General features: G+C 33.7%; 9 protein-coding genes. 6 read left to right on the forward strand and 3 right to left on the reverse strand.

The window, feature by feature from the left end:
* Nucleotides 1-10: 10 nt before the first annotated feature.
* The gene (locus tag FA048_RS11360) at nt 11-1,381 is read right to left on the reverse strand and encodes a dipeptidase (protein WP_136840910.1); all 1,371 of its coding nucleotides are present in this window, start codon (nt 1,379-1,381) and stop codon (nt 11-13) included.
* A gap of 244 nt (nt 1,382-1,625) precedes the next feature.
* Here FA048_RS11360 and FA048_RS11365 point away from each other — a divergent pair, with 244 nt between their 5' ends.
* The 6 genes from FA048_RS11365 (at nt 1,626) to FA048_RS11390 (ending at nt 10,689) form a co-directional block, all read left to right on the forward strand.
* Nucleotides 1,626-2,159 (forward strand): PH domain-containing protein, encoded by a 534-nt coding sequence (locus FA048_RS11365; protein ID WP_136840912.1) that lies wholly within the window; start codon nt 1,626-1,628, stop codon nt 2,157-2,159.
* Entirely contained in the window at nt 2,159-3,664 is a 1,506-nt protein-coding gene (locus FA048_RS11370) for a PH domain-containing protein (protein WP_136840914.1), read from the forward strand. Before FA048_RS11365 ends, FA048_RS11370 begins: the two co-directional genes overlap by 1 nt.
* A gap of 310 nt (nt 3,665-3,974) precedes the next feature.
* Nucleotides 3,975-6,260 carry an ATP-dependent helicase gene (locus FA048_RS11375; RefSeq protein ID WP_136841320.1) on the forward strand — a complete coding sequence of 762 codons (2,286 nt, stop codon included), beginning with the start codon at nt 3,975-3,977 and terminating at the stop codon, nt 6,258-6,260.
* Nucleotides 6,261-6,575: 315 nt separating this feature from the next.
* Nucleotides 6,576-7,247 carry a DUF4290 domain-containing protein gene (locus FA048_RS11380; RefSeq protein WP_136840916.1) on the forward strand — a complete coding sequence of 224 codons (672 nt, stop codon included), beginning with the start codon at nt 6,576-6,578 and terminating at the stop codon, nt 7,245-7,247.
* A 67-nt stretch (nt 7,248-7,314) separates the two neighbouring features.
* Nucleotides 7,315-8,640 (forward strand): UDP-N-acetylglucosamine 1-carboxyvinyltransferase, encoded by a 1,326-nt coding sequence (gene murA, locus FA048_RS11385; protein ID WP_136840917.1) that lies wholly within the window; start codon nt 7,315-7,317, stop codon nt 8,638-8,640.
* A gap of 3 nt (nt 8,641-8,643) precedes the next feature.
* Nucleotides 8,644-10,689 carry a tetratricopeptide repeat-containing sensor histidine kinase gene (locus tag FA048_RS11390; RefSeq protein ID WP_136840918.1) on the forward strand — a complete coding sequence of 682 codons (2,046 nt, stop codon included), beginning with the start codon at nt 8,644-8,646 and terminating at the stop codon, nt 10,687-10,689.
* 139 nt (nt 10,690-10,828) lie between these two features.
* On the opposite strand, the gene FA048_RS11395 is transcribed toward FA048_RS11390, so the two are convergent.
* On the reverse strand, nt 10,829-12,190 hold the full coding sequence (locus FA048_RS11395; protein WP_136840920.1) for a pyridoxal-phosphate dependent enzyme: 1,362 nt from the start codon (nt 12,188-12,190) through the stop codon (nt 10,829-10,831).
* A 131-nt stretch (nt 12,191-12,321) separates the two neighbouring features.
* A complete protein-coding gene (dprA, locus tag FA048_RS11400; RefSeq protein ID WP_136840922.1) occupies nt 12,322-13,413 on the reverse strand; it encodes a DNA-processing protein DprA in 1,092 nt (363 codons plus the stop codon).
* Nucleotides 13,414-13,515: the final 102 nt, after the last annotated feature.

The following is a 13,515-nucleotide window of genomic DNA, read 5'->3' on the forward strand; positions in this document are numbered from 1 at the left end:
ACAATTATACTTATTTACTTAATTCGGCAAAGTATTTATGGAATAAAGGCAAAGTTTCAATGCCTTTGTAGTAATTATAGATATCGTATTTTTCATTTGGAGAGTGTAATGCGTCGCTATCTAAACCAAAACCAAAAAGAACTGATTTTATACCTAATACATCTTCAAATAAAGCCACAATCGGGATGCTACCACCACCTCTGGTTGGAATTGGTTTTTTACCAAAACTATCTTCAATTGCTTTTTCTGCTGCGCGATAAGCTACGCTATCAGTTGGGGTAACTACTGGTTCACCACCGTGATGAGATGTAACTTTAACTTTTACACCTTTTGGTGCAATACCTTCAAAATGTTTAGTGAAAATCTCAGCAATCTCTTCAGAACTTTGATTTGGCACTAAACGCATAGAAATTTTAGCATTTGCCTTACTAGGCAATACTGTTTTAGCACCCTCACCAATGTAACCGCTCCAAATACCATTAACCTCTAACGTTGGTCTAGTTCCAGTGCGTTCTAAAGTAGAATATCCTTTTTCTCCCCAATCTTCATCAATTGCTAAATCTTCTTTGTATTCATTAAGATCAAAAGGTGCTTCATTTAATGCCTTTTTCTCAGCATCTGTTAATTCAATAACTTTATCATAAAATGCAGGAATAGTGATATGGTTATGCTCATCATGTAAAGAAGCAATCATTTTACATAAAATTGTTGCCGGATTTGCTACTGCACCACCGTAAACCCCAGAGTGCAAATCTCTATTCGGACCAACAACTTCAACTTCCATATAGGCTAAACCACGTAAACCAGTTTCTATAGAAGGATTTTCCATGCTGATCATAGAAGTATCAGATATTAAAACTACATCAGCCTTTAATCTCTCAGCATTAGCTTTAACAAAAATACTTAGGTTTGCAGAACCAACTTCTTCTTCACCTTCAATCATAAACTTAACGTTACAGGCTAAAGTATTGGTTTTCATCATTAATTCGAATGCTTTAACATGCATATAGAATTGACCCTTATCATCACAAGCACCACGAGCATAGATTTTTCCATCACGAACAGTCGGCTCAAAAGGAGGAGTTTTCCATAATTCTAATGGGTCTGCAGGTTGCACATCATAATGCCCATAAATTAAAACCGTTGGCAAACTTGCATCAATCATCTTCTCTCCATAAACTATTGGATAACCAGCTGTTTCACAAATTTCTACTTTATCTGCACCTGCATCTTTTAACTTCTGCGCTACAAAATCTGCAGTTTTTAATACATCGCCTTTATATTTTGGATCGGCACTTACCGATGGAAAACGTAACAATTCAAACAACTCATCTAAAAAGCGTTGTTTGTTTTCTTCTACATATTTCTTGATTTCTTGCATAACATTAATATTTTAAACAAATATAGGAAACTGTTTAAAAATGAAACCATATACACACAGAGGATTTTGTTTAGTTTGATATATAGAAACAAGTAACATTAACAAACATACCCTCTGAGAATTTTGTATCCATCACTTAAACTTATTTAACTATGTGCCTATGTGGTAAAACGATATTTAAAAAAATCGTAAATCCTGTCCTTGCAAAATGATTGATTAGTATATTTAACCAGAAATCATAACTATGCAAGAATTTACTAACGAGACAATCGATTTAGAAAACCTTCCAAAATATCAAGATGTTGTACTTACAGCTCCAAATCCGAAATATTGGAATGTAATTGTTATTAACCTTAGTATTATATTATTACTGGTTGGTGGCGGATTAGCAACACTTTTCTATCTTGTTGATGACGAAAAACCTAACCCACTTTATTTACTTGCAGGATATTTACTCTTTTCTGCCTTATTATTTACAATTCACAGGCTAAGTTTCAAAAAAAGAGGCTATGCCTTACGTGAAAAAGATATTATATATAAACATGGCCTAATTGCAGAAACAACAACAATTATTCCTATACACAGAATACAACATGTCGCATTAGACGAAGGAATTACCTCTAGAAGTTATGGATTAGCAACTTTACAAATCTTTACAGCTGGCGGCCAAACTGGGCATATACATATTGCAGGTATCGAAGTAGAAAAAGCCAAAATTATTAAAGAAGCTTTGGTAAAGAGATTGGATTTATTAGAAAATCTTACAGCAGAACAATAATGGAAAACGATTTTAGCAAGCCACAAAGGCAGTCTGCAGCTGGAATTATAATAATGGCCGGATATTCTATTCAGCAAGTAGTTAGAGCGCTCATCATTCCTTTTATTGTTTTTGCCGTAAAGGCAGAAAGGGCACATTTGCTTTATTTTTTTGCAGGTGCTGGTGTTCTTGTACTCCTCACACTAATCTATTCTTACTTTAACTACTTGAAGTTTACATTCTTTCTGGATGATAAAAAGCAAGAATTTATAATTAACAAGGGTGTATTTAATAAGACGCTACTGACCATACCTCTTGAAAAGATTCAACAAGTGAATATTAATCAATCTCTTTTGCAAAAAATAATTGGGGTTTATAGTTTACAAATTGACACAGCTGGTGGAGCTGATAAGGAAGTAAGCATTAAGGCAATAAATGAGGCTTCTGCCTATATATTAAAAGAGCATTTATTGAATGGGAAAAAGGCCGAAGGCACCCCATCATTAGATGAGGAACTGCCTAAGTTAAATACTGAAATTCCGTTCTTATCGATCAGTCCTGCTACCTTATTAAAAGTTGGTTTAACTTCAAATTATGGCAGTAGTGTAGCACTTTTAATAGGTTTTGCCTATGCTTTGTTTCACAATACCAAAGAGATATTACGAGCTTTTGATACTGACAATGGTCAAGTAGAAGCTGCTATAGAAAAAGGTTTTACAATTGCTTCGATAGGATTTTTAGTTATTGCTGTAATATTCATTCTTTTGATCATCAACATCATTAGAACTTTTGTAAAATATTATGATTTTAAAATTAGCAAACACAAACACTCACTATTAATTTCTACTGGGTTATTGACTAAAAAGAACACTTTGCTAAGTCCAAACAAAGTTCAAATTACAACTTACAGTCAGAATTATTTCCAAAGGAAGTTTAACATGCTTAACCTAAGTTTGAAACAAGCAGATTCAGGAAATCCGAAAGATCCTAAAGATTTAGAAAAGTCTAATCTGAGTATTCCAGGATGCAGTCCGGCTGAAAAAGATGAGATTTTAAAAATGATTTTAGGTAATATCCCTAACCACGCAAAAACCTTTGCTCCTAACTTTAGGTTCATAAATCTTCCAATCATATTTAGCGCAATTTTGCCTGTTGGAATTTATATCGGTTTGTGGCTCAACATACCAGAAGTAAAGCCTTTTTATCCTTTGGCAATCGCTTATTTTGTAATTTCAATTATCATGATTTATTTTAGTTACAAAAGGCATCGTTTAATGGTTAACCAAGAATTTATCATTAAAAAATCTGGTATTTGGGATGTTTCTTTTGAACATATTTTCCCTCATAAAATACAAGCCATTACTACTTTTCAATATCCTTGGCACAAAAATGTAGATGTTGGACATGTTAATTTACATACTGCTGCAGGTGTAATTCATTTTAAGTATGGGAGTTATACTGAAATTAAAAACCTGGTTAATTACTGGTTGTATCAGGTAGAAAGTAGTGATGAAGATTGGATGTAACCTAGAACAAGGATTAAAGAGCAAGGAACAAGGATTAAGTTGCAGCTTAGAATGTAACTTAAGTGCACAAGCCAAACCATTCTAAACCTTGGCGAAGCGGTTATGAAGCTGTTTTTCACAGCGAAATTTGAGTGGAGCAAAGGGCTAACATTCCTATAATTCACTGTCCTTGCTTTTCTAAAACCTCATCCGTCCTTCGGACACCTTCTCCTTGAGGAGAAGGAATAGAAATAGGTCAGTTATTTACCAACACCTTTTCATAACAGCGCATAATTTCTTATTTTTGAAGCTCAAAAAGATAGGAACGGATTTGGATTATTTAGCAGGATTAAACCCACAACAGAGAGCAGCAGTAGAAAACACCCAAGGACCAGTAATGATTGTTGCTGGTGCTGGTTCGGGCAAAACAAGGGTTATTACTTACAGGGTAGCACATTTAATAGAAAAAGGCGTAGATGCCTTTAATATTTTAGTCCTCACATTTACCAACAAAGCAAGTAAAGATATGCGTGAGCGTATTGGAAAAGTTGTGGGTAACGAAGCTAAAAACATTTGGATGGGAACTTTCCACTCTGTTTTTGCAAAAATTTTACGTGTTGAGGCTGAGAAAATTGGTTATCCAAGCAACTTTACTATTTACGATACCGACGACAGCAAAAGTTTAATTCGTACTATTTTAAGAGAAATGCAGTTAGATGATAAATTGTATGCTGCAAACGTAGTTTACAATCGTATTTCATCAGCTAAAAATAATTTAATTTCTGCTACTGAATATTTAGAAAACGACCAAATTCAGGCTGAAGATGCTGGTAATAAACGTCCGCTTTTAGGTCTAATTTACGATACTTACGCTAAACGTTGTTACAAAGCTGGCGCAATGGACTTTGATGATCTGTTATTTAAAACCAATGTTTTATTAAAAAATCATCCAGAAGTTTTGAATAAATACCAACACAAGTTTAAATATTTGATGGTAGATGAGTACCAGGATACTAACTTTTCTCAATATACCATTGTTAAAAAATTAGCTGCAGCACATCAAAACATTTGTGTAGTTGGTGATGATGCACAAAGTATCTACGCTTTTCGTGGAGCAAATATTCAAAACATATTAAACTTCGAACGCGATTATCCTGATTTGAAGGTTTACAAACTAGAGCAAAATTACCGTTCAACGCAAAACATTGTTGAGGTTGCGAATAGCATTATTGCAAATAACAAAAATCAGTTGGAGAAAAATGTATTCTCTGAAAATGAAAAAGGTGATAGAATTAAGATTTCGAGAGCTTTTTCTGATAATGAAGAAGGAAAATTAGTTGCCGAAGCAATTGTACAAGACAGGGCAAACGCTGGTTTAAGCTATAAAGATTTCGCCATTTTATACCGTACCAATGCGCAAAGTAGAGCGATGGAAGAAGCTTTAAGAAAGCTAAATGTACCTTATAAAATATACGGAGGTCTTTCATTTTATCAACGTAAAGAGATTAAAGATTTAATTGCTTATTTCCGCTTAACATTTAATCCGGCAGATGAAGAAGCCATAAAACGTGTAATAAACTATCCTCGTCGTGGTTTAGGAGATACTACAGTTGAGAAAATCTCAGCTGCTGCCGGCCAACACGACATTACAATGTGGCAGGTCATTTGTAATCCGCAGCAATATATACAAGGTAGAATTGCGAATCAATTGAATGATTTTGCAGTAATGATTCAGAGTTTTGCAGCTGAATCTAAAAAGTTAGATGCTTATGAAACTGCCTTATATATTGCACAGCATTCTGGAATTTTAAAAGAACTACATACAGACGATAGTGTTGAAGGGCGTTCGCGTTATGAAAACATACAAGAGTTGTTAAATGGTATTAAAGAATTTGCCGAGCGTGAAGATATAGAAGACAGAAGTTTGGCAATTTTTATGCAAGACATCGCTTTGCTAACTAATGATGATAATGATAAAAACAAAGACGCTGATACAGTTTCTTTAATGACCATTCACTCTGCAAAGGGTTTGGAATTTAAGAATGTGTTTATTGTTGGTTTGGAGGAAAATCTTTTCCCTTCACAAATGTCATTAACTTCTAGGGTTGATTTAGAAGAAGAACGCAGGTTATTTTATGTAGCAATTACCCGTGCAGAAAAGAAATTAACCATTACCTATGCTACTTCTCGTTACCGTTGGGGAACACTGACTTCATGTGAACCAAGTCGGTTTATAAATGAGATAAATCCATCTTACCTTGAATTAGAAGTTGTTAAACCAGCTAAAAGTAGCTTTGGTGAAAATAGTTTCGACAATGAACGAAAAACTTGGAGTCAACAACGGGAGTTTACACCCAAACCTACAACGAGCACGACAGTAATAAGACCGAAGACAACTTCAATTTTACCGAAGGCACACGTTCCAACACCCGGCTTTGCTCCTAACGCAGCAAATGAGTTTCAAAATGGTATGGATGTAGAACATGAGAAATTTGGTTTTGGCAAAATTGTGAACCTAGAAGGTACTTTACCAGATGTAAAAGCAACAGTGTTTTTTCAGGGTTTAGGGAACAAACAGCTATTACTAAAATTTGCTAAGTTGAGGATTGTTAGATAGATTTTAACCGCAAAGAAACTAAGAACGCAAAGTTTCTGAGATCTCGTCATGCTCAGCTCGACTGGGCATCGTAATGTAAAAGCAGGGTTATTGTAAAGTTCTACTATCGCATTAAGAATTCCGTGTTCACGGGATGACGAACTTTCTAAATAATTTTATATATCTTTGATTTATTAAGGGCTTCAGCATTTCGATGAATTCTTAACCAAAATTTCTTAATTAAAATATGTTCGTTTTTCAACTACCTATTTTTATTGTTTTGGTTATTTCATAATGTGCCCAACAATAACTAATTTTCAATAATTAATTTATTCAATGAATTTCGATTATAATACAACTCGTAGCGATTTGATTTTGGCAGAATATGGTCGTAATGTACAAAACATGGTAAAGTACATTATAGATTTGCCTACAAAGGAAGAACGCAATAAATATGCACAGGCAGTTATAGATTTGATGGGCTTTTTAAACCCACATTTACGTGATGTTGCCGATTTTAAACATAAACTTTGGGATCATTTACACATCATTTCTGATTATAAGATTGATGTAGATAGCCCCTATCCAAAACCTACACCAGAAGCAGCTCAGTTTAAACCTGCACATATGGGTTATCCGCAGCAAAAAATTACCTATAAACATTATGGTAAAACTGTTGAAAAACTGATTGAAAAAACAATGGAAGAAGAAAATCCAGAACGTAAATCAGCTATGGTTCAAGGCATTGCAAACTTTATGAAAATGGCTTATGTGCAGTGGAACAAAGACAATGTAGCGGATGAAGTCATTCTAAAAAACTTACGCGAACTTTCTGGCGGCAATTTAGAATTGGAGGAAAATGTGAATTTACAAAAGGTTGAATTTAGACCTCAAGTAAATCGTCCGAACAACAATAACCGTGGTCGTAATAACAATAACAAAGGCCGCCAAAATAACAATGGTGGTCGCCCACAACAAAAGAACAATAACCCAAAACAAAGATACTAATCAAAACAAAACGTTATTGCGAGTTAATAATAACTATAAATTGCAATAACGATCTTATTTATAAAACATGAATGCATTCGAAATTATAGGTGGTAAGAAACTAAAGGGAGAAATTACTCCACAAGGTGCCAAAAACGAAGCCTTACAAATTTTATCAGCCGTTTTACTAACGGATCAAAAAATCACTATTAGTAATATCCCTGATATTAAGGATGTAAATAAACTTATAGAATTATTAGGGGATTTAGGGGTAATTGTTGAACGCCTAAATAAAGACACCTACACTTTCGAAGCAAAAAATATAAACTTAGAGTTTTTCTCGTCTGATGTTTTTAAAGCAAAAGGTGGTGGTTTACGTGGCTCGATTATGATAGTTGGTCCATTACTTGCACGTTTTGGTAAAGCTGCAATACCTAAGCCAGGAGGAGATAAAATTGGCCGTAGACGATTAGATACCCACTTTTTAGGTTTCGAAAAGTTAGGTGCAAAATTTATTTATGATTCTAAAAAAGCGTTCTTTAATGTAGATGCTACAAACTTAACTGGTGCTTATATTTTATTAGATGAAGCCTCAGTTACCGGAACAGCAAATATTGTAATGGCTGCTGTTTTAGCAAAAGGAACAACAACAATTTACAATGCTGCATGCGAACCTTATTTACAGCAATTATGTAAAATGCTTAATCGCATGGGCGCAAATATTTCTGGTATTGGATCTAATTTATTAACAATTGAAGGTGTTAAGAAACTAGGTGGCACCGAACATAGAATGTTACCTGATATGATTGAAATTGGTTCTTTCATCGGTTTGGCTGCAATGACTGAATCTGAAATTACCATTAAAAACGTTTGCTATGATGAGTTAGGTGTTATTCCAGAAGTTTTCAAAAAACTTGGAATTAAACTGGAACGTAGAGGTGATGATATCTATATTCCTTCTCAAAAGCATTATGAGATTGATACTTTTATTGATGGTTCAATTTTAACTATTGCAGATTCTCCTTGGCCAGGTTTTACACCAGATCTTTTAAGTATTGTTTTGGTAGTAGCTACTCAAGCTAAAGGAAACGTTCTTATTCATCAAAAAATGTTCGAAAGCCGCTTATTCTTTGTCGATAAATTGATAGATATGGGTGCTCAGATCATTTTATGTGATCCGCACCGTGCAACAGTTAATGGTATTGATAAAAAATATCAACTTCGCGGTATTAGTATGACTTCTCCAGATATTCGTGCAGGAGTTTCATTGCTAATTGCAGCTTTATCTGCTGAAGGAACATCAACAATATATAACATTGAGCAGATTGAACGAGGTTACCAAGATATTGATATACGATTAAGAGCACTAGGTGCACAGATTAAGCGTGTTGAGGGGAATGGGCCAAGTCATTAATCAATGATGCATAAAATGATCCAAAAGCCATTGAATAATTTAGCGTTAAAGGTTATTTATTCAATGGTTTTTTTGTGTACAATCGGCTGTAGTAAAAACACCTCAGATGATGATGGTAAAAGAATAGACCAGCTCTTTAATGTTCAAGAACCAGAAGCACGGCAAAAGACTTATTTCAAAAAAATTGATTCAATTAGAACGGACATTGGAGCAAATGATATTCCGAGGTTAAAACGATTTTATGCGATTAAAACTTGGCAGTATCAATATCATTTTATTAACTATAATTCCGCACTTACTTATGCAGATAGTGCGTTAGCACTTTTTAATGATAAAAAAATAATTAATTCACACAAAAACCTTTACTTCGATGCACTCTTATTAAAAGGTGATGTACTATTTGCGGCTAGTAAATTTAATCAGGCAACCCTATCTTATTTAGAAGCTCGTTCTTTTCGGGAAAAAAATCTGGATAGCTGCGAAAACAATTACTTAGCCGGGCGAATTGGTAATGTATACTTCATTCTAGGTAAATTCTTTAAAGCCGCCAGTTTTTATAAAGAGAGCTATAATCTCGAAAATAATTGTAAAAATGAGAGAGATCCAACTCTAAAATTTTACAATATGCAGGCCCAGTTAAACAATGCTGGATTTTGTTATGAACGTTTAAACTTACTAGATAGTGCTACCTATTTCTATCTCAAAGACCTAGCTTTTATTGAGGAATCCAAAAAAAATAAAAAAATTAGTGCACATGTATTCACTGATGCTGCTGCAGTAGTTTATGATAATTTAGGAAGCATTTACCTCAAAAAAGGAAATCTTACTAAAGCCGAGGAATTCTTAACCAAGAGCATTAATACGCCTTACTACGAGACTAATAATAGCGTTAAAATTCCCCCATTAATCAAATTAGCAACTTTATATACACTGAAGAAAGACTATTCCATTGCGCAAAAAATGTTCGACAAATCTGCGCAGTTGCTTAAAGTGAAACCAAGTGCAGAACTTGAGTCAAGATGGTTTAAAGCGAAATCTCAATTCTATTTTCAACAAGACAAATATGCTCAAGCCCATCAGCAACAACAAAGGTTTGATGTTTTAAAAGATTCCATAGCAAAAGAAAATAGGAAACTTTCTTCGATCAATGTTGAAAAAGATTTTGCTAATCTTGAACAGAGATATAAGCTACAAGAACTCAAAAAAAGAGATTCAATAAAAAGTATATACCTTCTTTTTGCTTCTTTCTTTCTGATCATGATTTTGGTAATAGCTTTTCTGTTGCTCAGAATAATAAAGCAGTCTAAAAAAAACCTGCTCATCTCCCAGCACCACAACCAGCAGTTACAAGAAACCTTATCTAAATTAGAAGATGCCAATCAAAATTATGCAAGAGTGATGAGAGTTATGGCGCATGACCTTAAGAATCCATTAAGTGGTATTACAGGAATTTCTTCGAATTTATTGGAAGAAATTCCTAGACAAAAAGAGAAAGAATCTATTGAAATAATAAAAACTTCTGCCGATAATGCGCTTGGGATGATCAATGAAATATTAAACTCATCACACGTTGAAACGGAAAAAACCTATTTGGAAAGAGAAAAAATAGACATTCAATTGGTTTTAAAGCAGTGTGTATCGCTACTTAATTTTAAAGCAAGAGAAAAAGAGCAGAATTTAACTATCACTTTTAATAAGCCTTTAATAGTACACGCCAACAAAGAAAAATTATGGCAAGTATTTAATAATATCATCGTAAACGCTATTAAGTTTAGCGAAGAAAAAACAGAAATTAAAATTAGCATTGAAGATGCTACACATGATGTAATTATTTCAATTGCTGGTCGTGGTAATGGTATTCCTCCTGAAATTGCGCCAAAAATCTATGATATCTTTACTGAAGGAAAACACCTTGGCATCATTGGTGAAAAAGCTCATGGATTAGGCCTTTCAATCTCTAAACAGATTGTAGAAGCACACAATGGTAAAATTTGGTTCGAAGATAACCCAGAAGGCGGCACAATCTTTTACATTAAGTTGCCTAAATAATATTGAAGTTGACAACTATAGTTTGCAATAAGTTGCTCAAAAAATTTCTAATAGCCACAGATTTAAGAATGATGTAATCTGTGGCTATTATTTTTCGCATTAATATTGAATTTTCTTATCGGCCTGAGCTTATCGAAGATTATCCGGAAATAGCCTCAATAATATCATATTGAGTGATGATTTCGAATTTACCCAATTCGTCTTCAACCAAAACAGCACTATTGTCTTTATTGATCATAGAAGAAATTTTATCAATTGAAGTATTTAAATCAACAAACGGAAGTGACGCTGTCATGATTTCCTTTACAGGACTCGATTTTAAAGAAGGATTTTCTAGAAGAGAATCTAAAATATTACTTTCCGTAATCTTGCCAATCACCATGCCCTGTTGTGTAACAGGCAATTGAGAAATACTTAATGTTTTCATGATATTAATAGCTTCTGAAATCGTTTTTTCACAATCTAAAGTAATCACTTCTTGATTAGTACGTTTTGCTAAGATAGATCTGGCCGTTAGCTTTTCATCTTTTAAGAAGCCACGTTCACGCAACCAATCTTCATTATACATTTTACCCATATAACGACTTCCGTGATCATGAAAGATAACCACTACAACATCTTCAGGTTTTAATTTATCTTTTAATTGAATTAATCCAGCAATTGCAGAACCGGCAGAATTACCAGCAAAAATGCCTTCTTTACGAGCAATATCCCTCGTCATTAACGCGGCATCTTTATCTGTTACTTTTTCAAAAAGATCAATTACATCAAAATTTACATTTTGGGGTAAAAAATCTTCCCCAATACCTTCAGTTATATAAGGATAAATCTCGTCCTTGTCTAAAATACCCGTTTCCTTATATTTTTTAAATACAGAGCCGTAAGTATCAATTCCCCAAATTTTAATATTAGGGTTTTGCTCTTTTAAATATTTTCCAGCTCCAGATATGGTACCACCAGTACCAACACCAACTACTAAATGCGTAATCTTACCTTCAGTTTGTTTCCAAATTTCTGGACCAGTTTGCTCATAATGGGCCTGGCTATTCGATAAATTATCATATTGATTTGGCTTCCAAGAATTTGGTACTTCACGCTCTAAACGAGATGAAACGGAATAGTACGAACGTGGGTCTTCGGGATCAACATTTGTTGGACAAACAATAACTTCAGCACCAAAGGCACGCAAAGCATCTACCTTTTCTTCAGATTGTTTATCTGTTGTGGTAAAAATACATTTATAACCTTTTATAATAGCAGCCATTGCCAAGCCCATTCCAGTATTACCAGATGTGCCTTCAATAATTGTCCCCCCTGGTTTTAGCTTCCCACTTTTCTCAGCATCTTCAATCATTTTAACGGCCATACGGTCTTTAATTGAATTACCAGGATTAGTTGTTTCGATTTTTGCCAAAACAGTTGCCGAAATTTCTTTAGTAATGTTGTTTAATTTAACCAAAGGCGTATTGCCAATAGTTTCTAAAATATTATTGTACCACATGATGCAAAAATACAAAATGGCGATTAGTATTTTATAAATTAATATTTATTCGAAACTTAATTTTAAAAATCAAATAAAAAAAGAATGATATTCTTTAATCTACCTAATAAGTCGGCATTTTATACTATAAATTAGGAAAGCCTGTACATTTTCCCTGGTAAAGAGATCAAAACACCTTGCATTTCTAAAGTAAGTAAAATAATGGCAAGCTTACTTTGGAGTAAATTTGTTTTTAAACTTAAATCATCAATTGCCATTGCGCCATCTTGTAAAATCTCGACGATGCATTTTTCATCTTTCGTTAAGTTAAGTGGTAATTGAACCTGAATTTTTTCTTTTTTAAGTACTTCGTCATCCCAACCTAAATAATAGATCAAGTCTTTCGGATTATTGATCAGTCCGGCTCTATTGGTTTTAATCAAAAAATTACATCCTTCAGAAAATTCATCATTTACTCTTCCTGGGAAGGCATATACGTCTCTATTATATGAATTTGCTATCTCTGCAGTAATTAAGGCACCGCCTTTAAAAGAAGCTTCTACAACAACAGTTACATCAGAAATACCAGCAATAATCCTATTCCTTTTTGGGAAATTCTCACGATCGGGATTTGTTCCAGGCAAGAATTCAGTTAATAATCCACCATTGTGAACCATCTTTGTAGTTAATTCTTTATGTACTGCCGGATAAATACGGTCTAAACCATGACCTAATACCCCAACAGTTGGAATTTCTAAATTTAGACTTTCTTTATGTGCAGCAGCATCAATGCCATGTGCCAATCCACTCATAATAATTACATTATAAGGTTTCAAAACCTCAGCCAATTGCTTACAAAGCTGTTTACCGTAAACTGTAGCATTTCTAGTACCCACTATGCTTACTATTCTGTTATGGTTCAAATTTGCTGTACCCTTATAATAAAGTATTAAAGGTGCATCGTAACAATTTCTTAAACGTTTTGGATAATTCTCATCAGCATAAAACAAAACTTGAATGTCATGCTTTTCTATAAATTCTAAATGCAATGCTGCCTTCTCAATTGCATCAGTGTTCATAATTGATACGGCAGTCTTTTCTCCAATCCCATCTACTTTCATCAATTTTTCTTTGTTTGCAGTAAAAACTTTCTCGGCACTACCAAAGTGAATCAATAATGTTTTTGCATGCATCGGGCCTATACCTTTAATCAAAGTAAGGGCAATTTTATGTACTAAACTCATTAAATCTAAAGTAATAAATTTAATGTTCGATTAAATAATAAATTTTAATTATCTGAAAATCAATATATTAAAAAGAAACTATAAAAATAGTTTGTTAACTAT

This window comes from Pedobacter polaris (genome assembly GCF_005116505.1).
GTDB classification, from domain to species: Bacteria; Bacteroidota; Bacteroidia; order Sphingobacteriales; family Sphingobacteriaceae; genus Pedobacter; species Pedobacter polaris.

Bases quoted from the DNA above. Each gene is read 5' to 3' on its own strand.
- FA048_RS11370 (WP_136840914.1), top strand. From the start codon at position 2,159: ATGGAAAACGATTTTAGCAAGCCACAAAGGCAGTCTGCAGCTGGAATT.
- FA048_RS11390 (WP_136840918.1), top strand. From the start codon at position 8,644: ATGATGCATAAAATGATCCAAAAGCCATTGAATAATTTAGCGTTAAAG.
- FA048_RS11395 (WP_136840920.1), bottom strand. From the start codon at position 12,190: ATGTGGTACAATAATATTTTAGAAACTATTGGCAATACGCCTTTGGTT.
- FA048_RS11380 (WP_136840916.1), top strand. From the start codon at position 6,576: ATGAATTTCGATTATAATACAACTCGTAGCGATTTGATTTTGGCAGAA.
- FA048_RS11360 (WP_136840910.1), bottom strand. From the start codon at position 1,381: ATGCAAGAAATCAAGAAATATGTAGAAGAAAACAAACAACGCTTTTTA.
- FA048_RS11365 (WP_136840912.1), top strand. From the start codon at position 1,626: ATGCAAGAATTTACTAACGAGACAATCGATTTAGAAAACCTTCCAAAA.
- dprA (WP_136840922.1), bottom strand. From the start codon at position 13,413: ATGAGTTTAGTACATAAAATTGCCCTTACTTTGATTAAAGGTATAGGC.
- murA (WP_136840917.1), top strand. From the start codon at position 7,315: ATGAATGCATTCGAAATTATAGGTGGTAAGAAACTAAAGGGAGAAATT.